This is a genomic window from Noviherbaspirillum sp. (assembly GCF_035654295.1).
GTDB lineage: Bacteria > Pseudomonadota > Gammaproteobacteria > Burkholderiales > Burkholderiaceae_D > Noviherbaspirillum.
Genome location: NZ_DASRXF010000055.1, coordinates 1 through 24069 on the forward strand (window position 1 = coordinate 1; position 24069 = coordinate 24069).

The window sequence follows — 24069 nt, forward strand, 5'->3', positions numbered from 1 at the left end:
GGTGGCGCACTTCCACTACGTGCTGGTGGCCGGCTCGCTGTTCGCGCTGTTCGCCGGTTTCTACTACTGGGGTCCGAAGTGGACGGGTTTCATGTACAACGAAACCCGCGGCAAGATCCACTTCTGGGGTTCGCTGATCACCTTCAACATCACGTTCTTCCCGATGCACTTCCTCGGCCTTGCCGGCATGCCGCGCCGCTATGCGGACTACCCGGCGCAGTTCACCGACTTCAACATGATCGCGTCGATCGGTGCCTTCGGCTTCGGCCTGATGCAGGTGTATTTCCTGTTCGCCGTTGTCCTTCCGTCCATCAAGGGCGGTCAGAAGGCGGCCGACAAGCCGTGGGATGGCGCTGAAGGCCTGGAGTGGACCGTGCCGAGCCCGGCACCCTTCCATACCTTCGAAGTGCCGCCGACCGTGAAGTAAGTAACCTGACTGGCGGGCGCGAGCCCGCCGGTTCCGCGTATGTCTGACCCGAAGAAACCGAACAATCTGAAGACCGCATTGATCCTGGCGTCCGTGGCACTGATGTTTGCCCTGGGCCTGTTTGTGAAACGTTTGTGGTTCAGCTGAGATGGAACAAAAGGAACACAACGGCGCGGCAGCGAAGACGGGCATGCTGAACAAGCAGATGCTCACCAAGCTGCTGGTCGTGGCAGTCATGATGTTCGGCTTCGGTTACGCGCTGGTGCCGGTCTACAAGATGATTTGCGAGATCACCGGGGTCAACCTGTTGACGCCGAAGGACTCGATGGTCGGCGACATCAAGAACACGCAGGTCGACAAGAGCCGCACCATCACGATCGAGTTCGATGCAACTGCGCAGGGTCCGTGGCGTTTCCGTCCGACGGTCTCCAGCATGCAGGTGCATCCCGGCGAGATGGCGCAGGTGGTGTATGAAGTGGTGAATACGCAGGCGCGCGCAATCGATGCCCAGGCGATTCCCAGCTACGCGCCGCAACAGGCATCCGCGCACTTCAAGAAGATGGAGTGTTTCTGCTTCAAGCAGCAGACCCTCGGTCCGAATGAGGCGAAACAGATGCCGGTCGTGTTCTTCATCGATCCGGCGCTGCCGAAGGATGTGAAGACGATCACCTTGTCGTATACGTTCTTCGAGGTCGCGGGCCCGGGCAAGAAGCAGGCGGCAGTGCAAGGCAATTCGAATGGATGACCTGGAAAAGGCGGCCCGGCGCAAGGCGTCCTTCGGGGCGACGATGAAGGCGGTGTTCTGGTCGTTTTTCGGGGTCAGAAAGAAGAGCGAGTACGAGAAAGATGCGCAACAGCTCAATCCGGTGCATGTAATCATCGCCGGCCTGATCGGCGCCCTGATTTTTATCGCGACGCTGTTGCTCATCGTGAAGAGTGTCGTCGGAAAGTAATTATCTAAAATTTGTATTGGGAGATGGAGATGGCTTCTCATCAACAAGGTAGCGCACCCTACTATTTCGTTCCGGGACCTTCCAGGTGGCCGGTTCTGGCAGGTGCATCGCTGCTCGTCACCATGGCCGGTGCTTCCGCCTGGGTGAACGGCATCAGCTGGGGACCGGTGGCCAACATCGTCGGCATCCTCGCGTTGATCGTGGTGCTGTACAAGTGGTTCGGCGATGCGATCGCCGAGTCCGAAGGCGGCCTGTACAGCAATCGCATCGATACGTCCTACCGCTGGAGCATGAGCTGGTTCATCTTCTCGGAAGTCATGTTCTTCGCCGCTTTCTTCGGCGCACTGTTCTACGCACGCAGCGTGACCATGCCCTGGCTGGCGGACATCGACCACAAGCTGATCTGGCCCGACTTCAGCGCGCAGTGGGGCAATTCGCCGGGAGGCATTGTCGAGCCGTATGCGAAGATGGGCCCGTTCTGGATTCCGACCATCAACACTGCGCTGCTGCTGACATCCGGCGTTACCCTGACCATCTCGCACCACGCACTGCGCGCCGGCCATCGCGGCCAGACCGCATTCTGGCTGTTCGCCACGATCGTCCTGGGCGCGGTGTTCATGGGCTTCCAGGCTTATGAGTATGCACACGCCTACAGCGACCTGAACCTGAAGCTGACCTCGGGTATCTACGGCTCGACCTTCTACATGCTGACCGGCTTCCACGGCTTCCACGTGACCATGGGCGCCATCATGCTGGCCGTCGTGCTGTACCGCGTGATGAAGGGCCACTTCACCCCGGAACATCACTTCGCCTTCGAAGGCGCCGCATGGTACTGGCACTTCGTCGACGTCGTGTGGCTCGGCCTGTACGTCATCGTGTACTGGCTGTAATCGACGCATGCAAAAAACAAAAGCCGCACCTCGGTGCGGCTTTTTCTCTTTAGCGGTGTATCAGCGAATGCCGGTAGGCTCGATCCAGCCCTGGCTGTAGGCGACGAGGATCAGGATGAAAAGGGCAATCGAGAAGCCCACGCGGAAGGCGAGGGCTTTCACGGTACGATTGCTCTTGCCCTTGTCGCGCATCAGGAAGACGAGCGCGGAGCCGAGACTGGCCAGGATCAGGATGAAGGCGATGGCGACAAGGGTTTTCATGTGATGATGCTGCCGGAGGAGCTGAGGTTCCTGCAGGGTGTTGAATAAAGAGACATTGTAATGCCAATGAAATTCCGGTTCCGATGGATTCCTTTCATCGCGGCACTGACCGCCGCGGCGATCGGCATTTCACTGGGCCAGTGGCAGACACGGCGGGCGGCGGAAAAGCTGGCCGTCGAGGCAAGGCAGCAGGCGCGCGAGGTGGAAACACCGGCGCTGCTCGGCAGCGTGAAGCAGGCACCGGAAGATGTGGAATTCCGGCGGCTGAAGGTGCGCGGTGAATTTGTGCCTGAGTGGACCGTATATCTCGATAACCGGCCATACAAAGGCGCAGCGGGCTTTTATGTCCTGACGCCGATGAAAATCGCGGGATCGGACATACATGTACTGGTGGCCCGCGGCTGGGCGAAGCGGGACGTTGCGGACAGGACCAGGGTTCCGCCGGTGTCCGCACCGGCCGGTACCGTGGAGCTCGAAGGCGTTGCCCGCCGCACGCCGGGCAACATTCTGCAGCTCGGCGAGGCGGTGCCCCTCAAGCGCGGCGCCATTGTGCAGAACATCGATGTGCAGGAATTCGGCAGGGCCGCCGGGCTGGACATGCAGCCTTTCGTGCTTGAGCAATCGAGCGACACACAGGATGGCCTCGTGCGCGACTGGCCGCGTCCTTCCGCAGGCGTGGAAAAGCACCAGGGCTACGCATTCCAGTGGTATGCCCTCGCCGCCACCGCAATGATATTTTTCGTAGCAACAGGATTTCGACGTGGAAAAGAACGACCAACAGCGTAAGGGACGCTGGAAGCTGTTTGCGGTGATCGCCATCTGCGCTTCCCCGCTGATCGCCTCTTACCTCAGCTACTATGTGATCAAGCCGGAGGGACGCACCAACTACGGCGCCTTGATCGACCCGCGCGCGCATCCGATCCCGCCTGCGCTCGCCACCGTCTCGATCGACGGCAAGCCGGCCGCGCTCAACGATTACAAGGGCAAATGGATCATGCTGCAGGTCGGCGAGGCCGATTGCCAGGACCCGTGCCGCAAGCGCCTGCACGACATGCGGCAGTTGCGGCTTGCGCAGGGCAAGGACATGGACCGCATCGAGCGCGTCTGGCTGGTCACCGATGACAAGCCGCTGGAGACCGTGTTGATGCGCGAATACGACGGCATGCGGATGCTGCGCGCAAAGCCGGAAGCGGTGCAGGCGTGGCTGCCCGCTGAAACAGGAACGCTGCCGGCAGACCACATTTACATGATCGACCCCCTGGGCAACCTGATGATGCGCTTCCCCAAGGACGCCGATCCCAACAAGATGAAGAAAGACATTTCGAAGCTGCTGAAGGCTTCGCGCATAGGATGATGCACCGATGCTGATCCAACTTGCGATCATGGGCGTGCTGGCGGCCTTGATTCCGCTGACGGTGGTCTGGGTGTCCAGCGACACCAACAAATACCGGAAGCTGGTCTGGGTGACGGCCTTCCTGACCTTCGACCTGATCATGTTCGGCGCCTTTACCCGCCTCACCGATTCTGGCCTCGGATGTCCGGACTGGCCGGGTTGCTACGGCCACGCCAACCCGATCCAGGCGCATGCGCACATCAGCGCCGCCGAGGCGGCGATGCCGGATGGCCCGGTCACCGTGATGAAGGCCTGGATCGAAATGATCCACCGCTACCTGGCGATGGGCGTGGGCGTGCTCATCATCGCGATCATGGCAATTGCATGGCGGCTGTGGCTGAAATCGAAGCGCCAGGACAATACCGTCGCGCCCTGGCTGCCGACTTTCCTGCTCCTGTTCGTGTGCGTCCAGGGCGCGTTCGGTGCATGGACGGTGACCATGAAGCTGCAGCCCGTCATCGTCACCATCCACCTGTTGCTCGGAATGGGTCTGCTCATGCTGCTCGCATGGCTGGGAACGCGCCAGAACCGGCACTTGCCGGTAGCCCACGGCGCCCTGTCCCTGCGCCTGCCCGCGGCGGCCGCGCTGGGCCTGCTGTTCGTCCAGATTGCGCTCGGCGGCTGGGTCAGCACGAACTATGCGGCGCTTGCCTGCCTCGATTTCCCGCTCTGCCACGGCGAGGCCGTGCCGACCATGGACTTCGCCAACGGATTCACCCTGTGGCGCGAGCTCGGGATGACGGCCGACGGCGAATACCTGCCGTTCCCGGCGCTGACGGCCATCCATTGGGTGCATCGCATGTTTGCCTTCGTCATTGTTGCCTACGTCGCCTGGCTTGGGCTGCGTGCAAGAAAAATCGCCGGGATCGAGCGTGTCGGAACATGGCTTCTCGCAGCCGTGTGCGTGCAATTCCTGACCGGCATGTCGACCGTTTTCCTGAAATGGCCGCTTGCCCTCGCCGTGGTCCACAACGGCGGCGCAGCGGTCCTCGTGCTTTTGCTCACCATGTTAAACTTCCTGGCCAGGATTCCGTCGCAAGCCGCGTCGAATCGGGCCGCAACCCGGCTTTCTGCTGCTTGAGGTGCTCGTGACTACACTGACCATCCAATCCAACCGCTTCTCCCAGTACTGGGCGCTCACCAAGCCGCGCGTCACCCAGCTCGCGGTGTTCTGCGCGGTCATCGGCATGTTCCTCGCATCGCCCGACTTGCCCGACTGGCGCGTCGTCGTCGCCGGCACCATCGGCATCTGGCTGCTCGCCGGCGCCGCGTTCGCGGTGAACTGCCTGGTCGAGCGTGAAATCGATGCGCGCATGGCGCGCACCGCACGCCGCCCGATGGCGCGCGGCGAACTGACCGTGTCGCAGACGCTGGTCTTCTCCGGGGTCATCGGCGGCGCCGGGATGTGGGTGCTGTTCAACTTCGTCAACCCGCTCACCATGTGGCTGACCTTCGCGACTTTCGTCGGTTACGCGGTGATCTACACGATGCTGCTCAAGCCGGCGACGCCGCAGAACATCGTGATCGGCGGACTGTCCGGCGCGATGCCGCCGGCACTGGGATGGGCTGCCGTCGCCAACGACGTGCCGATGGAGGCATGGATCCTGGTTCTGATCATTTTCGTCTGGACGCCGCCGCACTTCTGGGCACTGGCGCTGTACCGCCGCGACGACTATGCCAAGTCCGGCCTGCCGATGCTGCCGGTGACGCACGGCATCCAGTTCACGCAGTTCCACATCTGGCTCTACACCATCATCCTCGTGGCGACCACGATGCTGCCGTTCGCCGTGCAGATGAGCGGCCTGATCTACCTCGCCAGCGCCATCGTGCTCGGCGGGATCTTCCTCTGGTACGCATGGCAGGTCTACCGGCATTACACCGACCTCATTGCGCGCAAGACATTCGCCTACTCGATCATCTATCTGTCGCTGCTGTTCGCCGCGCTGCTGGTCGACCATTACATCAAGCTTTAAGATCATGCGATTCAATACTTCCAGGTGTGCCGCCGCGTTCGCACTCGTTTGCGCAAGCATGCTGCTCGGCGCCTGCGACAGGAACAATGGGCAAGGCGTGCAAATGATGCTGTCGCCCGCACAATCCCAGTTCAAGAATACCGACGTCACCGGGCTCGACTACGGCAAGGACTTCGCGATGCCGGACCATTCCGGCAAGATGCGCACGCTGGCCGATTTCAAGGGCAAGGCAGTGGTCGTGTTTTTCGGCTACACGCAATGCCCCGATGTGTGCCCGACAACGATGACGGAAATGGCCAACGTCATGCAAAAGCTGGGTCCGCTCTCGGACAAGGTGCAGGTCCTGTTCGTGACGGTCGACCCGGAGCGCGACACGCCCGAACTCTTGTCGAAATACGTGCCGGCGTTCGACCCCCGCTTCCTCGGCCTGGTCGGCGACAAGGCGGCAACCGAAAAGATGGCGAAGGAATTCCGGGTGTTTTACCAGAAGGCGCCGGGCAAGGAAGCCGGGAGCTATACCATGGACCACACGGCCGGCAGCTACATCTTCGATCCGCAGGGACGCCTGCGCCTCTTTGTCCGCCACGGGCAGGGGCCGGACCCGATTGCCCACGATCTCAAGCTGTTGCTCTCGTAGAGAAAGCACGGAAAAGAAAAGGCGCCCGAGGGCGCCTTTTCCTTTTGGCTGAGATGGGAATCAGACGTAGGCCGCGAGCGTGCCTTTCATCTTCTTGAGCGCAGCGCTTTCGATCTGGCGGATGCGTTCGGCAGATACGCCGAACTCGTCAGCCAGTTCATGCAGCGTCGCGCCGGACCCGTCGTCGCTGGACAGCCAGCGCGCTTCCACGATGCGGCGGGAGCGCGGATCGAGCTTCTCGAGCGCCGCTTCCAGACCTTCCGACTGCAGGCGATCGTACTGCTTCGCTTCCAGCGCCTTCGTCGGCTCGGCCACGTCGGACGAGAGATACGCGATCGGGGCGAACTTGTCGTCCTCGTCGTCGCTCGGTGCATCGAGGGCGATGTCATGGCCCGACATGCGGGTTTCCATTTCGATGACTTCCTCGCGCTTGACGTTGAGCGTCCTGGCCAGGTCGTCGACTTGCGCGGGCGACATCGCGTCCAGGGTTTCCTTGTGGCTGCGCAGGTTGAAGAACAGCTTGCGCTGTGCTTTCGTCGTGGCGATCTTCACCAGGCGCCAGTTCTTCAGGATGTACTCGTGGATCTCGGCCTTGATCCAGTGCATCGCATAGGACACCAGGCGCACGCCCTGGTCCGGATCGAAGCGCTTGACGGCCTTCATCAGGCCGATGTTGCCTTCCTGGATCAGGTCGGCATGCGGCAGTCCGTAGCCGAGATAGCCGCGAGCAATCGACACAACCAGTCGCAGGTGCGACATCACCAGTTTCTGCGCAGCGGCGAGATCGCCATCATCACGCAAGCGACGGGCAAGCGACGTTTCTTCCTCGGGCGTCAGCATCGGAATGCGGTTGACGGACGAGATGTACGCTTCGATGTTGCCCAGCGTGCCCGGAAATCCGAGCGTGAGGGCATGACTTCCCATCGGAACCAATGCGGTTTGTGTAGAAGTTGCTTTCATCGTTTCTCCTTGCCTTCCGGTGTTTCCTCCCCAACATGGGGCACCGGCATCGTCAGTATATTAGCACTCTCGGGATGCGAGTGCTAATGGCCATTTTCAACGTCCTGGATAGCGAACGTCTATTCCGGCCGATGTTTTCATATATTCAAGCAACTCTAGACCAGTTGAACCGGGAAAAGTTGTGAATAATCAAAATGTTGCAGGAAAGAGCGGGTCCGGATCAGGCCAGGCGGGCCAGGTGCCGTCTCACCGAAAGCAAGGCTCCCATGAGGCCAAGGCCGGCACTGGTTGCGAGCATGGCAACTGTCGCGGGCAAGCCAAGCGGCGCCAGGCGGAATTCGGAGGCATACAGCCGGGCGAAGTCGGCAATGGCATCGTTGAGCGGGTGCAGGGCAATTGCCACCGCACCCAGGGCAGCCGCTCCCGCGCACAGCCCCAGCAAGGCGCCGGTGTAATAGAACGGCCGGTAGATATACGAGTCGGTCGCGCCAAACATCCGGCACACCTCGATCTCGTCCCGCTGGGTCATCACCTGCAGGCGGATGGTATTGAAGATGACTGCAACCACCACCACACCGAGCGTCGCGGCGAGGAACAGCAATGCCAGCCGCAGCACATGCATCAGCGCCGCCAGGCGTTTCACCCACGCTGAATCGATCTGGACGTATTCGACACCGGGAAGCGATTTGAGTTGCGCCGCGAGCGATTCTACTTTTGCCGCGTCCGACGCCGTGCGCACGCCGGAGAGTTTCAGCACGTAACCGTCGGGAAGCGGATTTTCGCCCAGGGCGGTGATCGCATCGTCCAGGCCTGTCTTGTTTTTCAACAGGCTGAGCGCGTGCTCGCGCGGAATGAATTCCAGTTTTCCGGCATTACCCGAGTCCTGCACGATCCGCCGGATCTGCTCCGCCAGCGCTGTCGTCCGCTCGCGCGGCGTGTCCATGGCCATGAACACGCTGATTTCCGGTTCCACCGCCAGCTGTTCCGACACCGGCCGCACGTTTTCCAGCAGTGTGAGGCCGGCGAAGGGCAGGGCAAGTGCAATTGCGACAACGATCACATTGAGCGAAAAGCTTCCGGGCGAGCGCAGCAGATGCCGGAAAGCGCCGGCCAGCGCGAGTCCATGCTGCCTGAGCCAGACGATCATGCCGCCCCCTGCAAGGAATCCTGCACCGGGCCCTCGGCCAGGCGTCCGCGCTCCAGGTAGACCACGCGCGGCGCGCTGGCCAGGATGCTTTCGTCGTGGGTGGCAATGATGCAGGTGACGCCGACGCCATGGAATGCCTTCAGCGCGTCCATTACCTTCCGGGCGCTGGCACGGTCGAGGTTCGCAGTCGGTTCATCGGCAAGGATGATTTGCGGCCGGTTGACGATCGCCCGCGCGATCGCCACGCGCTGCTGCTCGCCACCGGAGAGTGCCATCGGGTCGGATGCCGCCTTGTCCAGCAGGCCGACCTTGTCGAGCGCGGCCCGCGCGCGTTTTTCCGCATCGGCCTTCCCGGTGCCGACGACCAGCAGGGGCAGCATGACGTTGGCCAGCACGCTGCGGTCGTTGAGCAGGCATTGCGGCTGCAGGATCAGGCCGAGATTGCGCCGCAGGTAGGGGAGGCCGGAGGCATTGAGGCGGCCGACATCCTGGCCGTTGACCGACACCGTTCCCGAAGTCGGGCGTTCCATCACCGCGATCATCTTGAGCAGGGTGGACTTGCCGGCGCCCGAAGGCCCGGACAGGTAGACCAGCTCGCCCTTGTCGATCGTCAGGTTGATGTCCGCGAGCGCCGCGGAGCTGCGCCCGTATTGCTTGGAAACGTGCCGGAATTCGATCATGTCAGCTCAGCAGCGCGTCGACGAATTCTTCCGCATTGAAGGGCTGCAGGTCTTCGATCGTCTCGCCCACGCCGATGAAGTACACCGGCACCGGGCGGGTCTTGGCGATCGCGGCCAGCACGCCGCCCTTTGCGGTGCCGTCCAGCTTGGTGATCACCAGGCCTGTCAGCTGCAGGGCGTCGTCGAAGGCTTTCACCTGTGCCAGCGCGTTCTGGCCGGTGTTGCCGTCGATGACCAGCAGGATTTCGTGCGGCGCATTCGCCATGCCCTTGCCGATCACCCGCTTGATCTTCTTCAGCTCTTCCATCAGGTGCAGCTGCGTCGGAAGGCGGCCGGCGGTGTCGACCATCACGACATCCATGTTCCTTGCCCGTGCCGATTGCACGGCATCGAAGGCGACGGCGGCCGGGTCGCCCGATTCCTGGGCGATGACGGTGACATTGTTGCGCTGGCCCCAGATCGTCAGCTGCTCGCGCGCCGCGGCGCGGAAGGTGTCGCCGGCGGCCAGCAGGACCGACTGTTGATGCGCCTGCATGTGCTTGGCCAGCTTGCCGATGGTGGTGGTCTTGCCCGCGCCGTTGACGCCGGCAATCATCATTACGAGCGGCTGTTCGCGGCCGAGGACCATCGGCTTCTGCAGCGGCGCGAGCATCTCGATCAACAGGGTGCGCAGTGCGGCCTTCACCTGTGCGGCCTCGGTCAGCTTCTCGCTCTTGACCTTCTTCTTGAGCGCATCGAGGAGGAATTGCGTCGCTTCCACGCCGGCATCCGACACGAGCAGGGCCGATTCCAGTTCCTCGTAAAGCTCGTCGTCGATCTTGGCGCCGACGAACAGGGTGGTCAGGTTGGTCGAGGTCTTGGAGAGGCCGGCCTTCAGGCGCTGCATCCAGGATTGCTTCTTTTCGGGAGGTGGAGGTTCGGCCGGCACGATTTCGCCTTCCGGCTCTTCCTCCGGCTCGGGAGCAGGCACCGGAGCGAGCACGGGCGCAGGCGCGGGCGCCGGTTCAGGCGCAGGTGCAGGTGCAGGTGCCGGGACAGGCACAGGTGCGGGCGCAGTTAGCGGCGCGGGAGCGGGAGGCTCGACCGGCCCCGGCGCAATTTCCGCAGCGGGCTCCGGCGCGGGTGCGGGCACCGTTTCCCTTTTGAACAGGTTCAGCCAGGACGATTTTTGCGGCGCTGCAGGCCCGGCAGGAGCGGCGGGGGCGGCAGGCTCGGCAGGAGCGGATGCGGGCTGCGCCGCGGCTGCTTCGGGCGCGGTCTCTGGCGGCGGCGCAGGCGTATCTTTCGGTTTTTTCTTGAAGAAACTAAACATCGGAGCAGGGGGAGTTGGCGGTTCCGCGCGCGCAAAGCGTCGCTGCAGAAAGAAGATACAATCGGAACCTCATTTTACGGGTGGCGTCATCCTTGCTTTGCCACCGCTTCAAACAGTCCTCTATTTTATCAGAGCGGAGATTATGAAATTCCGGATCGCCTTATTGCTGTCCGCGTGGATGCTGGGCTTCCTGCCTTCCGCATCGCATGCCGAGCTCGCGCAGGAGTTCATGTTGAAGAACGGCATGAAAATTATCGTCAAGGAAGACCATCGCGCCCCGACCGTCGCACACATGGTCTGGTACAAGGCCGGCTCGATGGATGAGCACAATGGCGTGACCGGCGTCGCCCACGCGCTGGAACACATGATGTTCAAGGGCACCAAGACGCTGAAACCCGGCGAGTTCAGCCAGCGCGTGGCGGCGCTGGGCGGGCGCGAGAATGCATTCACGAGCAAGGATTACACCGGCTATTTCCAGCAGATCGAAAAGTCGAAGCTGGAAAACGTCATGGCGCTGGAAGCTGACCGCATGGCCAACCTGGTGCTGGACAAGGAAGAGTTCTCCCGCGAAATCCGCGTGGTGATGGAGGAGCGCCGCTGGCGCACGGAAGACCAGCCGATCCCGCTCGTGTACGAAGCGCTCAATGCAACCGCCTTCATGGCGCATCCGTATCACCATCCGATCGCGGGCTGGATGAGCGACTTGCTGAGCATGACGGTGCAGGATGCCAAGACTTGGTACGAGCGCTGGTATGCGCCGAACAATGCGGTGATGGTGGTCACCGGCGACGTCGAAGCGAAGCAGGTGTTCGCCTTGGCCGAAAAGCATTTCGGCAAGATTCCGCGCAAGGCCGTGCCGGCCACCAGGCCGCAGGAAGAGCCGCCGCAGCGCGGCATCCGCCGCGTGACCGTCAAGGCGCCGGCCGAGAATCCGTACGTGGTTCTTGCATTCAAGGTGCCCGCCCTGCGCGACGTGGAGAAGGATGACGAATCCCACGCGCTCGACGTGCTCGCCGCCATCCTTGACGGCTACGACAATGCCCGCCTGAACGCCAAGCTGGTGCGCACCGACCGCGTCGCCAATTCCGCCGGCGCCGGCTATTCCAATATTGCCCGCGGGCCGGTCCTGTTCCTGCTCGATGGCACGCCTGCCGCCGGCACGACCACCGAGCAGCTCGAAAAACTGCTGCGCGCCGAGGTGGAACGCATCGCCAACGAAGGTATTTCCGAACAGGAACTGAAGCGCGTGAAGACTCAGCTCATCGCCGGCCAGATCTACAAGCGCGACTCGATCTTCGGCCAGGCGATGGAAATCGGCACGATGGAGATGTCGGGCATTTCGCACACCAAGATCGACCGCATCATCGAGAAGCTCAAGGAGGTGACCGCCGCGCAGGTGCAGGCCGTCGCGAAGAAATACTTCGGCGACGATGCGTTGACCGTGGCCACGCTCGTGCCCCTGCCGCTCTCCGAGAAAAAAGCGCCGGCCGCGCCCAAGGGCTTGCGGCACTGATGGCGGGAAGGAACATGATGACACGCATACTCTTTGCATTCCTGCTCACCTTTGCGGGCATCGGCACGGCTAGCGCCGCGCTGAAGATCCAGTCCTGGACGCTGGCCAACGGCGCCCGCGTGCTCTTTGTCGAGAATCATTCGATTCCCATCCTCGACATCAGTGTTGAGTTCGACGCCGGATCGCGGCGCGACCCGCAAGGCAAGTCCGGTACCGCCGAACTGACCAACGCCATGCTGGCCCGCGGACTGCGCGCAACGACCACGCCCTACGCGGAACCGGAGATGAGCGAGGCACAGATTTCCGACGCAATTGCCGACGTCGCCGCGCAGCGGGGCGGGGGCGCCGGCGGCGACCGGGCCGGCGCCAGCCTGCGCACGCTTTCCAGCCGTGCCGAGCGCGACGCGTCGGTGAGCCTGCTGTCGCGCATCCTTGCGCATCCGAGCTTCCCCGAAAACCTCCTGGAGCGCGACAAGGCGCGCACCATCGCCGCGATCAAGGAAGACGAGACCAAGCCGGAGTCCATCGCCGGCAAGGCCTTCTGGCGGCTGCTGTACGGTTCGCATCCGTACTCGCAGTCCCCGACGGAGGCATCGGTCGCGTCGATCACCCGCGACGACCTGGTTGCCTTCCACAATACGCACTATGTCGCCAACCGCGCGGTGATCGCGATGATCGGCGACATCACGCGCGACGATGCCGATTCCATCGCCCGGCAGTTGACGGCACGCCTGCCGCAGGGCGCGCCCCTGCCTGCCATGCCCGCCGTGGAGGTGCCGGCGCCGTCCGAGGAACGCATCGCCCATCCGGCGACCCAGGCGCATATCCTGCTGGGACTGCCGGCAGTGGTGCGCGGCGAGCCGGACTACTTCCCGCTGCTGGTCGGGAACTACACCCTCGGCGGCGGCGGCTTCGTGTCGCGCCTGACGCATGAAGTGCGCGAAAAGCGCGGCCTGTCCTACAGCGTCTACAGCTATTTCAATCCGATGGCCCAGCCCGGTCCCTTCCAGGCGGGCCTGCAGACGCAAAAGGAACAGACCGACGAGGCACTCAAGGTCGTGCGCAGCACCATCGCCGACTTCCTGCGCAACGGCCCGACGCCGCAGGAGCTGAAGGCGGCGAAGGACAACCTGATCGGCGGGTTTGCGCTGCGCATCGATAACAACCGGAAGATCCTCGACAACATCGCCGCCATCGGTTTTTACAACCTGCCGCTCGATTACCTCGACACCTGGACCGCCAAGGTGGAGAAGGTGACCATCGCCGACGTGAAGGCGGCCTTCCAGCGCAAGGTTGCGCTCGACCGGATGTCCACCGTGATCGTCGGCAATGCAAAATAGCGCCATGCAAAGAAACCGCCCCAGGAAATCCGCAAGCCCGGCCCGCCGGCCGCCGCAGCAAGTCCGCATCATCGGCGGACAATGGAAGCGCACGCCGCTGGCCGTGCTCGATGCCGAAGGCCTGCGCCCCACACCGGACCGGGTGCGTGAAACGGTGTTCAACTGGCTCAACCACCTGCTCGACGGCGCGTGGGAACAGGTGAGCTGCCTCGACCTGTTCGCCGGCACCGGCGCCCTCGGCTTTGAAGCGGCCAGCCGCGGCGCGGCGCGGGTCGTGATGGTGGAGGACAATGCTGCCGCCGTGAGGCAGCTCGAGGCCACACGGGAGAAACTGAAGGCTGACAACGTCGACGTCCGCCGCGGCGACGCACTGGCCGCGGCCGCCGCGCTCGCGTCCAATGCGCCGCAGGGATTCAGCCTTGTCTTTCTCGACCCGCCCTACCATCGGGACTGGCTGGTAAAAATACTGCCGCATTGCGCACGGCTATTGACCGAAGGCGGCATGGTATATGCTGAAGCTGAAGTGCCGCTTGACGGCGAAGCGCCGCCGGCGTGGATGGAAGGCTGGAAAGTGGTCCGCGCGGACAAAGCCGGGATGGTTTTTTACCACTTGCTGCAGCGCAATGCCTAGAGCGGAATTTGAGGCATAATGCGCGTTCCGGAAACTTTCTCTTAGGCAGGGAGCCCCCGATGGTTACAGCTGTATACCCAGGAACGTTCGATCCGCTCACGCGGGGGCACGAGGATTTGGTGCGCCGCGCGTCGGGCCTGTTCGACAAGCTGGTCGTGGGTGTCGCCGACAGCAAGGCCAAGCGTCCCTTTTTTTCGCTGGACGAGCGCCTGTCGATCGCCAACGAGGTGCTCGGGCATTATCCGAATGTCCAGGTCGAGAGCTTTTCCGGCCTGCTCAAGGACTTCGTGCGGGCCAATGATGCGCGGGTGATCGTGCGCGGCCTGCGCGCCGTTTCCGACTTCGAGTACGAGTTTCAGATGGCGGGCATGAACCGCTACCTGTTGCCCGATGTCGAAACCCTGTTCCTGACCCCGTCCGACCAGTACCAGTTCATTTCCGGCACCATCGTCCGTGAAATCGCCACGCTGGGCGGCGATGTCTCCAAATTCGTTTTCCCTTCCGTCGAGCGCTGGCTCAAGGAAAAGCTCGCTGCAGGCAGCAAGTAGGCATTGCAGAAAGCAGGTGTGAGGTTGTCATGGCTTTGATGATTACGGACGAATGCATCAATTGCGACGTGTGCGAGCCCGAGTGCCCGAACGACGCGATTTCGATGGGTCCGGTGGTTTACGAGATCGATCCCAATAAATGCACCGAGTGTGTCGGCCATTACAACGAGCCGCAGTGCCAGCAGGTCTGCCCGGTCGATTGCATCCCCTTCAATCCCGCCTGGCGCGAGACCAGGGAAGAGCTGCAGGCCAAGTACGAACGGCTGCAGGCTGAAAAAGAGCAGGTCTGAACGTCAGGCCTTAGCCTCAGACCTTAGCCTCAGGCTTCCCAAACCACCCGGTTCCTTCCGCGCGCCTTGGCTTCGTAGAGCGCGTGGTCGGCGCGTGCCACCAGCTGCCGCGCTGACGCTTCCGCCGCATCGTCGCTTGCTGCCGGCGGGAGCGCCGCCACCCCCACCGAGATCGTCACATCGAGCTTTTGTCCGCTTGACAGCACCAGCGGCTGCTCCGCGATGCTCAGGCGGATGCGTTCCGCCACATTGACGGCGTCTTCCGGCTCCGTGTCCGTCAGCAGCACGACGAACTCTTCGCCGCCGAAGCGGCCGAGCGAATCGCTCAGCCGCAGTTCCGCTTTCACACGCCCGGCCACGCCGCGCAAGACTTCGTCGCCCGCCTGGTGACCGATGCGGTCGTTGATCTGCTTGAAGTGGTCGATGTCCATGTACATGCATGACAGCGGCGTGCCTTGCCGCCGGCTGCGGCCGATTTCTTCCAGCAGCCGGCGTTCGATGTAGCGCCGGTTATTCACCCCGGTCAGCGGATCGGTCAGGCCGATATGCTTGAGGCGCTCGTTGTTGATCACGTTCTCCACGCAAATGGCGACGATGCTGGCCATATGCTCGATGAAATCCGTGCTCATGTTTGGCTGGAAGCGCGAGGGATCGTTGCTGCCGAGGTTCAGCGTGCCGATCAGGCGGGTGTGGCGCAGCAGGGGGACGACGGCGGCGCTCGACGGCGGCGTCAGCGGCTCGGGGTAGAGCATGCCGAACCGTTCTTCGCTGTAAGGGCCCAGCACCGGTTTCGACAGCCGTCCGGCCAGCTCGCCGAACTCCGCTTCGTCTTGCATGAACAGCAGCCGCGGCATCTCCGACAGGTTCATCTCGAGCTGGACGAGGATGCGGCGGATGTCGTATTGCGCGTCGAGGAGGCACAGCGTCACGACATCCAGTCCTGCAGTCTGCGGAAAGGTCGTGAACAGGGTTTCGGACAGCGCCTGGAAAGTGTCGGCCGAGATGAGCTGGAGATCGAGGCGCTGATGGCGTTGCAGGATCTCCTGGTTTTTCTGCGCGTTGGCGATCAACTGCGCGAGCTGTTCGCGCAATTGCCGATTTTCCCGCGCCAGATCATGCGACATGATGGAGGCCCCGAACGAAGTCTATGCGTCCGGAAAATACTACATGCGGCAACCACGGCCCGCAACTGCGGGCCGGGTGTCCACGTCAGAATGCGAGTTCGACACCGATTTCCTGGCCGACGCGCAGCACCTGCCCTTCGCCTTCGAGGACGATGGTGTTCATGCCGAAGGTGAGGGCGCCGTCGAGCTTCGGATTGGCGCGATAGCTTTGCAAGATGTCAAGCGGGTCGGGGCCCGGCACGCCGGTCGATTGATCGACGGACGGCACATTGCAGCGCGCGCAAGGCTTGACCGGCTTTAGCACGGCATCGCCGATGCGAAAAGACGCGGCGAAATCTTCCTCGAATGCCTCGATCCCGCCGATCACGATGTTCGGGCGGAAGCGGTTCATCGGCAGTGCTTCCCGGCCTTGCGCCTTCAGCTTGGCGTTGAGGTCGGCGAGCGAAGCTTCGGCGATCACCAGCAGCGGGAAGGCGTCGGCAAACAGCGTCGGCGCTTCAACCTCACCGGTCCACTTGTTGCTCGCGAGGCGCTTCGCATTGGCATGGAAGCGCGCAAGGCGGCAGGGCGTGCCGAGGAAGTTGGTGAACCACGCCGCCGTCGTTTCGTCGCAGTCGTAGGCCTCTACCGTGTCTTCCCACACACGCACCTGCAGCGTCTTCGCCTCCTCCGGATCGGGCAGGCCGAGCGGAACCTCGAGGCGCAGCATGCCGGGCGCGCGCAGTTCGAGCGTGTCGGCCTTGATGCGCGGCGTGACCAGCGCCAGCTTCGGATGGGTGCGCTGGGTCAGGAACTCGCCCTTCTCATCCACCACCATCCATTCACGGTCGTAGATGTGCTCGACCATCAGCCCGGCGCTGGTGAGCGTCGCTTCGCGCAGCGAGATGCCGGCGCAGGATTTGATCGGATACAGGTTCAGTTCGGTCAGGATAGGCATGCTGCGTCGCAGGTTGGTTAGACGTTGAACAGGAAGTTCAGCACATCGCCATCCTTGACGATGTATTCCTTGCCTTCGGCGCGCATCTTGCCGGCTTCCTTCGCACCCTGCTCGCCCTTGTAGGCGATGAAGTCGTCGAAGGAAATCGTTTGCGCGCGAATGAAGCCGCGTTCGAAATCGGTGTGGATCACGCCGGCGGCCTGCGGGGCGGTGGCACCCACCGGCACCGTCCAGGCGCGCACTTCCTTCACGCCCGCGGTGAAGTAGGTCTGCAGGCCGAGCAGCGTGAAGCCGGCGCGGATGAGGCGGTTCAGGCCGGGTTCTTCCATGCCCATGTCGGCCAGGAAGGCACCCTTGTCTTCCTCTTCGAGGTCGGCGATTTCCGCTTCGATGGCGGCGCAGATGGCGACGATGGGCGCGTTCTGCTCCTGCGCATAGGCGCTCAGCTGGTCGAGCAGCGGATTGTTGCTGAAGCCGTTCTCGGCCACGTTGGCCACATACATTGCCGGCTTGGCCGTGATCAGGCACAGCGGCTTGATCAGCGCCAATTCCTCGGCGTCGAGGCCGAGCGCGCGCACCGGCTTTGCTTCGTTGAGGTGCGGGATGATGCGTTCCAGCAGGGCGACCAGCTTGATCGCTTCCTTGTCGCCGGCCTTGGCTTTCTTGCCTTCGCGCTGGGCCGTCTTTTCGACGGTGCCGAGGTCGGCCAGCGCCAGCTCGGTCTGGATGACCGCGATGTCGTCCAGCGGGCTCACCTTGCCGGCCACGTGCACGACGTTCGGGTCTTCGAAGCAGCGCACGACGTTGACGATCGCATCGGTCTCGCGGATGTGCGCCAGGAACTGGTTGCCCAGGCCTTCGCCCTTGGACGCACCGGCCACCAGGCCGGCGATGTCGACGAATTCCACGACCGCGGGAACGATGCGCTCGGGCTTGACGATCTCGGCGAGCGCCTTCAGGCGCTGGTCCGGCACCTCGACGATGCCGACGTTCGGCTCAATGGTGCAGAAGGGATAATTTTCCGCCGCGATGCCGGCCTTGGTCAGCGCGTTGAAGAGAGTGGATTTGCCGACGTTAGGCAGGCCGACGATGCCGCATTTGAGACTCATGGTGTGTGCTTCGCTAAGTGTATGAATTAACCCGCTATTTTACCGTAGCGAGGGCAGCGGTCAGATGGGTTGAATGCGCGACGGATCGGGATTCTCGACAAACTCCGCCAGCTCGTCCCGCAGGCGCGCGCCTTCGCTGATGGCGAGCTTCCAGTTGAGGATGCGGAAATCATTCTTTTCGCCGTAATACAGGAAGTCGTTCCGGTCCGGAAGTTTGCTGCGCGTTAATGTTTGCAGGAAGGCACGCGAGGGCGACAGGAGGATGACGTTGTCCAGCCAGTCGCTTTGGCGGCCGAAGTTCGCGCGCCGCCACGGCAGCGACTTGTCGAGCCAGCCGGGAACGATATGTTCGCCGAAGTGCGGATAGAGGACGAGACCGCCCTCCGGATTGCCGGCGACCCTGGAATAGGGGAGCGCGAGGTGATAGTCGATCACGCCGCCGTCCCAGTAGGTGCCGTCCGGCGCGCCGGGGATGTTGCGCACCGGTTCCATGATGAAGGGCAGGGTGCCCGATGCCAGCAGCGCGCTGCCGAGGTTGTCGGGGGAGAGCGCGGTGAACTGGGTGTCAAAGGCGTCGAATTTCGCTTTCAGCCAGAATGCGGGGTCGCGCTCGTCGCCGAACACGAAACGCGAAAGGTGGTTGGCCAGCTGCGAGCGCGACACGAGGTTGCCGAGCACCGCCAGGCCGAAGCCGGTAGTGACGGCAAGATTGCGTTTCGGCGCCTTGAGCAGCCTGCGGCCGCGCGACACCAGAATCTGCAGGCGGTAATGCGGATGCGCCGTCACGTACTCTTCCTGCCCGGTGATGAACTCCGCGAGAAAACGCTCACAGGATTCGGTCACGTAACGCGGTGTCGGCTTGCGGGGGTAGCACTGTTCGCAATACAGGTCGCCGAGCTTGCGGAACGCTTCCACCGGGTCTTGCTGGCAGGCCGCCGCCATGCGCCACGCGCCGATGGAGGCGCCGATCAGCGTGCGCTCGCGCGGCGCCGAAGGCAGCCAGCTGCCGAACAGCCATTGGTCCATCTTCTGGAAGATCAGTCCCTTCGGGCCGCCGGCCGCGGCCGGGATGATAGCGACATCCTGCGCGCGCAGTCCGTGCTCGCGGATGTGGGCCAGCGCCTTGGGGCCGGCATGGATGGCCAGCGCTTTCATTCGCGGGCGGCCGCTCATTTCGCGGTCGAATGCAGCTTCATCATCGCTGCCTCGAACTTGCCTTCGCAGAGCATCGGGATCACATCCAGGCTCTTGTCGATCGCATCATTGATGAGCGCCTGCTCTTCCTTGCGCGGGCGATGCAGGACGAAGTCCACGACCGGCTGCTGCAGGTTCATGGTGCGCGGGTGGCCGATGCCGATGCGCAGCCGCCAGTAATCCTGGGTGCCCAGCGCGGCCGTGATGTCCTTGAGGCCGTTGTGCCCGCCGGAGGAGCCGCCTTTCTTGATCTTTGCGACGCCCGGCTCGAGGTCGAGCTCGTCGTGCACGACGAGGACGTCTTCGGGTGCGATCTTGTAGAAGCGGGCAAGCGCGCCGACCGACTGGCCGGATCGGTTCATGTAGGTCTGCGGCTCCAGGAGCCAGACTTCCTGACCCGCGATGACGGTCTTGGCCGCCAGCGCGTTGTATTTGGATTCGCGCGCGAGCCGGCCGCCGGCGAGGCTGTCGACCAGCCAGAAGCCCGCGTTGTGGCGCGTTTGTTCATATTCAGGGCCCGGATTGCCGAGGCCGACGATGAGGCGGATGGGCATGCGTGTACCGATGTCCGTTAATGGGAACGCGCGGGGGAGTGCGCGGAAAAGAAATGATTATCGGGGAAGTGGCGGTTTCCCGTCCAATCCGGCGCCGCAAAACAAAAACCCCGCCACGCGGGCGGGGTTCTCGATGCGGCAATGAGTACCGGTCAAATACCGATTACTTCTTCTCTTCTTCGCCAGCAGCTGCGTCGTCGGCGGAAACCTGACCGGCCGGCACGGAGGCGGTGGCGATGGTCGGGTTGTCGTTCGTGACAGCGGTCACGCCCTTGGGCAGGGTGATGTCGGCCAGGTGCACGGACGCGCCGGCTTCAACCTTGGACAGGTCGACTTCGACGAATTCCGGCAGGTCGCCCGGCAGGCAGTTGACGTCGAGTTCGTTCATGACGTGGCTGATGATCGCACCGCCCAGCTTCACTGCCGGGGAGATTTCAGCGTTCACGAAGTGCAGCGGCACCTTGACGTGGATCTTCTTGTTCTGGTCGACGCGCTGGAAGTCAGCGTGCAGCACGAGCTGCTTGAATGCGTGCATCTGGAAGTCGCGCAGCAGGACCTTTTCGACCTTGCCTTCGATTTCCATGTCGAGGATCGACGAATGGAAGGCTTCCTTCTTCAGTGCGTGGAACAGCGCGTTGTGGTCCAGTGCAATGGCGACCGGCTCAGCGGTGCCGCCATAGATGATGGCCGGCGTCTGACCCGCATTGCGCAGGCGGCGGCTCGCTCCGGACCCCTGCTCTTTGCGTGGGAATGCGATTACTTTCATTTTTAGCTCCAAAAGTGCAAGGCTGGCTTGCGATCTGCTCCCCGCGACCAGGGAGCGTGAAAACCTTTCGCCCGAGGGCGAAAGGGAAAATCGATTTAGTCGACGAACAGGGAGCTGACCGAATCGCCCTTGGTGATGCGCTTGAAGGTCTCGGCCAGCAGGTCCGCGGCGGTCAGCTGGCGGATCTTGGTGCAGGTCCTGGCTTCGCCCGTCAGCGGAATGGTGTCGGTGACGACCAGTTCGTCCAGCGGAGAAGTCGCGATGCGCTCGATGGCCGGGCCGGACAGCACCGGGTGCGTACAGTAGGCGACAACCTTCTTGGCGCCGCGCTCCTTCAGCACTTCGGCAGCCTTGGTCAGCGTGCCTGCGGTGTCGACCATGTCGTCCATGATCACGCAGTTGCGGCCTTCGACTTCGCCGATGATGTGCATGACTTCGGACACGTTGGCCTTCGGACGGCGCTTGTCGATGATCGCCAGGTCGCAGTTCAGGCGCTTGGCCAGCGCACGTGCGCGCACCACGCCGCCGACGTCCGGCGAGACGACCAGCAGGTCGTCGTAATCCTTCTTGATCAGGTCCGACAGCAGGATCGGGGATGCATAGATGTTATCCACCGGAATGTCGAAGAAGCCCTGGATCTGGTCTGCGTGCAAGTCCATGATCAGCACGCGGTCAACACCGGCTTGCTGCAGCATGTTGGCGACGACTTTCGCCGAAATTGCCACGCGCGCCGAACGCGGACGGCGATCCTGGCGGGCGTAACCGAAATAGGGGATGGCGGCGGTGATGCGGCCTGCGGACGCGCGCTTGAGGGCATCGACCATCAACATGATTTCCATCAGGTTGTCGTTGGTCGGTGCGCAGGTCGACTGCAGCACGAAAACATCCTTGCCGCGGACGTTCTCGTTGATCTCCACCATGACTTCGCCGTCGGAGAATTTCGAGACGACAGCCTTGCCAAGGGGGATGCCGAGATGCTTGACCACTCCTGCGGCCAGCTCCGGGTTTGCGTTGCCGGTAAAGACCATCAGGTTTTCAAGCGCCATGGGACACCTAAAGTGAGCGGGTTAAAAGGATGAAAAGCCGCCAAGGCATGACAGGGTGTCTCGCGTTGGCGGCTTTCGGTTCTTCTTGTATTTAATGGCAGGGGAACAAGGATTCGAACCTTGGAATGCCGGAATCAAAATCCGGTGCCTTAACCAGCTTGGCGATTCCCCTACACAACCTGTTGTCTGGCGTTACCAAAATAAAGCAACGTCAAACGAATTCTGTCTACGAGTCCAGCAAGTGCGAGAGCGGGTGGCGCTCGATCGCCCTGGCTTTCCAGACTTTCCACTGCGACTGTCCGGATTCTTGTGCCGCTTTCAGCACTTCGTCCGCTTCGTGCTCCTGTGCGAACGCACAGAACACGCAAGCACCGGAGCCGGTCATTCTCGCATCGCCGAATTGTTGCAGCCATTCGATGGCTTCAGCAATCGGCGGGAACAGCCTTGTTGCCACGACTTGCAGGTCGTTTTTTCCGAAGCAATTGGATGCGCTGGAAAAGTCCGATATTTTGACCGGCTTTGTGCTTCTTGTCAAATCCGGAGCGGAAAAAATTGCAGCGGTCGGCGCGGAAACGCCCGGTTCGATCACGACGTACCAGCAATCCGGGGTGTCGACCGCAGCCAGGTCCTCGCCCACGCCTTCAGCGAAGGCGTTGCGGCCGAAGATGAAAAAGGGCACATCGGCGCCGAGCCGGAGGCCGAGCGTCATGAGTTCCTCGCGGCTCAGTCCGGTTTGCCACAAATGGTTCAGCGCGATGAGGGTTGTCGCCGCATCGGAAGAGCCGCCGCCGAGCCCGCCTCCCATCGGGAGCCGTTTTTCGACGGCAATCTCCGCGCCCAGCTTGCGTGCCCCCGGTGCGGCGGATTGCAACAGCCGCGCGGCGCGCACCACCAGGTCCGCATCCTCGGGCACGCCGGGCACATCGGTCGCCCGCCGAATCTCGCCGTCGTCACGCACCTTGAAATGCAGCAGGTCGCCGCGGTCCAAAAGCTGGAAGACGGTTTGCAGCAGGTGGTAGCCGTCGGGGCGGCGCCCGGTGACATGCAGGAAAAGGTTCAGCTTTGCAGGGGCGGGGCAGTTGTTCAGCGTGTTTGCCATGAATCGATGACGATGCGAAGGGAAACGTCGCCCGCGTGTTGGGTGCTGCGTGCGAGGTCGATGCGTTTCGGGCGGTTTTCCGGATCTTGCCAGTTGACGTAATGAATGCGCCAGCCGTCCCGCGACGTGACCTGGTCATGGGCCGGACTGGCAGCGACGCGGCGGCCGGACGCGTCCAGCGCGAATCCCTGCAGCCAGTCGCGCAGGCCGGACACCGGCAGCGGCCAGCCGAGCGTGTCGGCGGTCAGCGCGTCGACGTCCGGCGCGCTGCGCACCGGCTGCCCGGCTTGGCGCAGCGTGGCGCCCTCGGCATCGACGTCGATGACAGCCATTACCTGGCCGAGCGGCGACAGCAGCGTGACGGTGGTGCGGGCGGGCGTCTGCGACCAGGTGAAGCTGCCGTGCAGCGCTTCTTCCTTGCCGTTAGCGAAATAGCGGACGGACAGGCGTCCGCCGATATCGATCGTCTCCTGGAAGCGGCGGCCTGCGGCGGCTTCCGCGTTGCCCGGCGCGGGTGGCGGAACCGTCGCGCAGGCGGTCAGGAGCAGCGGCAATGCAAGCGCAAGCGCCCTGGCATGGCGAAGACTCATAGATTGACGTTCAGGCGCGCCAGGGTGCTCTTGAGGGTGTCGTTCTGCGGGTCCTTGGTCTGCGCATCCCGCCACAGCCGCTGCGCGTCTTCCTTCTGGCCTTTCACCCACAAGACTTCGCCCAGATGGGCGGCGATCTCGACATCGGGGCGCAGGTCGTAGGCACGGCGCAGCAGCGTTTCGGCTTCCTTGAGGTTCCCGAGCCGGAATTGGACCCAGCCCATGCTGTCCATGATGAAGGGATCGTCCGGAGCGAGTTTCAGTGCCTTGTCGACGAGGGCGAGGGCTTCCTGCAGCCGGATGTTGCGTTCGGCCAGGGAATAACCGAGCGCGTTGTAGGCGTGCTGGTTGTTGGGCGCCAGTTCCATGATCTTGCGCAGCGCCGATTCCATCACGTCCCACTGGCCGCTCTTCTCGGCGACCATCGCGTAGTCATAGAGCAGGTCGGTGTTGGTGGGGAAGCGCGCGACGCCCGCCTTGAAGACGTTCATCGCTTCCTGCAGCTGGTTGGCGTCGCGCAGGAGCTGGCCTTCCGCGATGACCAGCTGGGCTTCCTCGCGGTCGCCGCTGACGCTCAGCTCGCGCAGCAGCTTGCGCGCGCCGGCCATGTCGCCGCGCTTGGCGATCACTTGCGCGCGCTTGACCTGCGCGTTCAGGTAGGCTTCGCCGGGCTCGATCTGCGCCAGCCACTTGAG

The 24069-nt window shown here is 62.9% G+C and carries 30 protein-coding genes and 1 tRNA gene; 15 read left to right on the plus strand and 16 right to left on the minus strand.

Features of this window, described 5'->3' with window-relative positions:
* The 5 genes from VFF99_RS06415 to VFF99_RS06435 form a co-directional block, all read left to right on the plus strand.
* On the plus strand, nucleotides 1-427 hold a 427-nt coding region (locus VFF99_RS06415), incomplete at its 5' end, for a cbb3-type cytochrome c oxidase subunit I (protein ID WP_325016082.1).
* A gap of 39 nt (nucleotides 428-466) precedes the next feature.
* A complete protein-coding gene (locus VFF99_RS06420) occupies nucleotides 467-574 on the plus strand; it encodes a cytochrome oxidase small assembly protein (protein ID WP_325016083.1) in 108 nt (35 codons plus the stop codon).
* Between the two features lies 1 nt (nucleotide 575).
* Complete coding sequence (locus VFF99_RS06425) at nucleotides 576-1172, plus strand: cytochrome c oxidase assembly protein (protein WP_325016086.1); 597 nt, start codon at nucleotides 576-578, stop codon at nucleotides 1170-1172.
* A complete protein-coding gene (locus VFF99_RS06430; protein WP_325016088.1) occupies nucleotides 1165-1380 on the plus strand; it encodes a DUF2970 domain-containing protein in 216 nt (71 codons plus the stop codon). The genes VFF99_RS06425 and VFF99_RS06430 overlap by 8 nt, the downstream gene beginning before the upstream one ends.
* 23 nt (nucleotides 1381-1403) lie before the next feature.
* The gene (locus VFF99_RS06435; protein ID WP_325016090.1) at nucleotides 1404-2270 is read left to right on the plus strand and encodes a cytochrome c oxidase subunit 3; all 867 of its coding nucleotides are present in this window, start codon (nucleotides 1404-1406) and stop codon (nucleotides 2268-2270) included.
* Between the two features lie 60 nt (nucleotides 2271-2330).
* Here VFF99_RS06435 and VFF99_RS06440 read toward each other — a convergent pair whose 3' ends face one another.
* A complete protein-coding gene (locus tag VFF99_RS06440) occupies nucleotides 2331-2531 on the minus strand; it encodes a twin transmembrane helix small protein (protein ID WP_325016092.1) in 201 nt (66 codons plus the stop codon).
* Nucleotides 2532-2591: 60 nt separating this feature from the next.
* Between VFF99_RS06440 and VFF99_RS06445 the strand changes: the two genes are divergently transcribed.
* The 5 genes from VFF99_RS06445 to VFF99_RS06465 are packed head-to-tail and all read left to right on the plus strand — an operon-like array spanning nucleotide 2592 to nucleotide 6534.
* Complete coding sequence (locus VFF99_RS06445; RefSeq protein ID WP_414691508.1) at nucleotides 2592-3317, plus strand: SURF1 family protein; 726 nt, start codon at nucleotides 2592-2594, stop codon at nucleotides 3315-3317.
* On the plus strand, nucleotides 3292-3885 hold the full coding sequence (locus VFF99_RS06450; protein WP_325016097.1) for a cytochrome C oxidase subunit I: 594 nt from the start codon (nucleotides 3292-3294) through the stop codon (nucleotides 3883-3885). The genes VFF99_RS06445 and VFF99_RS06450 overlap by 26 nt, the downstream gene beginning before the upstream one ends.
* A gap of 7 nt (nucleotides 3886-3892) precedes the next feature.
* Complete coding sequence (locus tag VFF99_RS06455) at nucleotides 3893-5005, plus strand: COX15/CtaA family protein (RefSeq protein ID WP_325016099.1); 1113 nt, start codon at nucleotides 3893-3895, stop codon at nucleotides 5003-5005.
* Nucleotides 5006-5012: 7 nt separating this feature from the next.
* On the plus strand, nucleotides 5013-5897 hold the full coding sequence (gene cyoE, locus VFF99_RS06460; protein WP_325016100.1) for a heme o synthase: 885 nt from the start codon (nucleotides 5013-5015) through the stop codon (nucleotides 5895-5897).
* Nucleotides 5898-5901: 4 nt separating this feature from the next.
* Nucleotides 5902-6534, plus strand: a complete 633-nt coding sequence (locus VFF99_RS06465) for an SCO family protein (protein WP_414691509.1) — start codon at nucleotides 5902-5904, stop codon at nucleotides 6532-6534.
* Nucleotides 6535-6594: 60 nt separating this feature from the next.
* Here the strand turns inward: VFF99_RS06465 and rpoH are convergent, their stop codons facing one another.
* From rpoH to ftsY, 4 genes are all read right to left on the minus strand, one after another.
* Nucleotides 6595-7494 (minus strand): RNA polymerase sigma factor RpoH, encoded by a 900-nt coding sequence (gene rpoH, locus VFF99_RS06470; RefSeq protein ID WP_325016102.1) that lies wholly within the window; start codon nucleotides 7492-7494, stop codon nucleotides 6595-6597.
* 220 nt (nucleotides 7495-7714) lie between these two features.
* Nucleotides 7715-8641: a permease-like cell division protein FtsX gene (gene ftsX, locus VFF99_RS06475; protein WP_325016104.1), complete on the minus strand. Its 927-nt coding sequence runs from the start codon at nucleotides 8639-8641 to the stop codon at nucleotides 7715-7717.
* Nucleotides 8638-9321, minus strand: a complete 684-nt coding sequence (locus VFF99_RS06480; protein WP_325016105.1) for a cell division ATP-binding protein FtsE — start codon at nucleotides 9319-9321, stop codon at nucleotides 8638-8640. The genes ftsX and VFF99_RS06480 overlap by 4 nt, the downstream gene beginning before the upstream one ends.
* 1 nt (nucleotide 9322) lies before the next feature.
* Entirely contained in the window at nucleotides 9323-10633 is a 1311-nt protein-coding gene (ftsY, locus tag VFF99_RS06485; protein ID WP_325016106.1) for a signal recognition particle-docking protein FtsY, read from the minus strand.
* A 142-nt stretch (nucleotides 10634-10775) separates the two neighbouring features.
* Between ftsY and VFF99_RS06490 the strand changes: the two genes are divergently transcribed.
* The 5 genes from VFF99_RS06490 to VFF99_RS06510 are packed head-to-tail and all read left to right on the plus strand — an operon-like array spanning nucleotide 10776 to nucleotide 14955.
* Entirely contained in the window at nucleotides 10776-12146 is a 1371-nt protein-coding gene (locus VFF99_RS06490) for a pitrilysin family protein (protein WP_325016108.1), read from the plus strand.
* Nucleotides 12147-12163: 17 nt separating this feature from the next.
* Nucleotides 12164-13486 (plus strand): M16 family metallopeptidase, encoded by a 1323-nt coding sequence (locus VFF99_RS06495; protein WP_414691510.1) that lies wholly within the window; start codon nucleotides 12164-12166, stop codon nucleotides 13484-13486.
* A 4-nt stretch (nucleotides 13487-13490) separates the two neighbouring features.
* Nucleotides 13491-14117, plus strand: a complete 627-nt coding sequence (rsmD, locus tag VFF99_RS06500; RefSeq protein ID WP_325016112.1) for a 16S rRNA (guanine(966)-N(2))-methyltransferase RsmD — start codon at nucleotides 13491-13493, stop codon at nucleotides 14115-14117.
* Between the two features lie 59 nt (nucleotides 14118-14176).
* Nucleotides 14177-14665, plus strand: coding sequence for a pantetheine-phosphate adenylyltransferase (coaD, locus tag VFF99_RS06505; protein ID WP_325016114.1), 489 nt, complete (start codon nucleotides 14177-14179; stop codon nucleotides 14663-14665).
* A 29-nt stretch (nucleotides 14666-14694) separates the two neighbouring features.
* Nucleotides 14695-14955 (plus strand): YfhL family 4Fe-4S dicluster ferredoxin, encoded by a 261-nt coding sequence (locus tag VFF99_RS06510; RefSeq protein ID WP_325016116.1) that lies wholly within the window; start codon nucleotides 14695-14697, stop codon nucleotides 14953-14955.
* Nucleotides 14956-14984: 29 nt separating this feature from the next.
* On the opposite strand, the gene VFF99_RS06515 is transcribed toward VFF99_RS06510, so the two are convergent.
* The 11 genes from VFF99_RS06515 to VFF99_RS06565 all read right to left on the minus strand — a co-directional run.
* Entirely contained in the window at nucleotides 14985-16079 is a 1095-nt protein-coding gene (locus VFF99_RS06515; RefSeq protein WP_325016117.1) for a sensor domain-containing diguanylate cyclase, read from the minus strand.
* Between the two features lie 85 nt (nucleotides 16080-16164).
* Nucleotides 16165-17016, minus strand: a complete 852-nt coding sequence (locus VFF99_RS06520) for an MOSC domain-containing protein (protein WP_325016119.1) — start codon at nucleotides 17014-17016, stop codon at nucleotides 16165-16167.
* A gap of 17 nt (nucleotides 17017-17033) precedes the next feature.
* Nucleotides 17034-18125 carry a redox-regulated ATPase YchF gene (ychF, locus tag VFF99_RS06525; protein ID WP_325016122.1) on the minus strand — a complete coding sequence of 364 codons (1092 nt, stop codon included), beginning with the start codon at nucleotides 18123-18125 and terminating at the stop codon, nucleotides 17034-17036.
* Between the two features lie 60 nt (nucleotides 18126-18185).
* Nucleotides 18186-19280, minus strand: coding sequence for a patatin-like phospholipase family protein (locus VFF99_RS06530; protein WP_325016123.1), 1095 nt, complete (start codon nucleotides 19278-19280; stop codon nucleotides 18186-18188).
* Between the two features lie 14 nt (nucleotides 19281-19294).
* Nucleotides 19295-19873: an aminoacyl-tRNA hydrolase gene (gene pth / locus VFF99_RS06535; RefSeq protein ID WP_325016125.1), complete on the minus strand. Its 579-nt coding sequence runs from the start codon at nucleotides 19871-19873 to the stop codon at nucleotides 19295-19297.
* A gap of 163 nt (nucleotides 19874-20036) precedes the next feature.
* Complete coding sequence (locus VFF99_RS06540; protein ID WP_325016127.1) at nucleotides 20037-20639, minus strand: 50S ribosomal protein L25/general stress protein Ctc; 603 nt, start codon at nucleotides 20637-20639, stop codon at nucleotides 20037-20039.
* A gap of 95 nt (nucleotides 20640-20734) precedes the next feature.
* Entirely contained in the window at nucleotides 20735-21685 is a 951-nt protein-coding gene (locus VFF99_RS06545) for a ribose-phosphate pyrophosphokinase (protein WP_325016129.1), read from the minus strand.
* Between the two features lie 95 nt (nucleotides 21686-21780).
* Nucleotides 21781-21857 (minus strand) — tRNA-Gln (locus VFF99_RS06550).
* 54 nt (nucleotides 21858-21911) lie between these two features.
* Entirely contained in the window at nucleotides 21912-22784 is an 873-nt protein-coding gene (gene ispE, locus VFF99_RS06555; protein ID WP_325016131.1) for a 4-(cytidine 5'-diphospho)-2-C-methyl-D-erythritol kinase, read from the minus strand.
* A complete protein-coding gene (gene lolB / locus VFF99_RS06560; protein WP_325016133.1) occupies nucleotides 22769-23374 on the minus strand; it encodes a lipoprotein insertase outer membrane protein LolB in 606 nt (201 codons plus the stop codon). The genes ispE and lolB overlap by 16 nt, the downstream gene beginning before the upstream one ends.
* Nucleotides 23371-24069: tetratricopeptide repeat protein (locus VFF99_RS06565; protein WP_325016135.1), on the minus strand; the 699-nt coding region annotated here is incomplete at its 5' end. The genes lolB and VFF99_RS06565, both read right to left, overlap by 4 nt.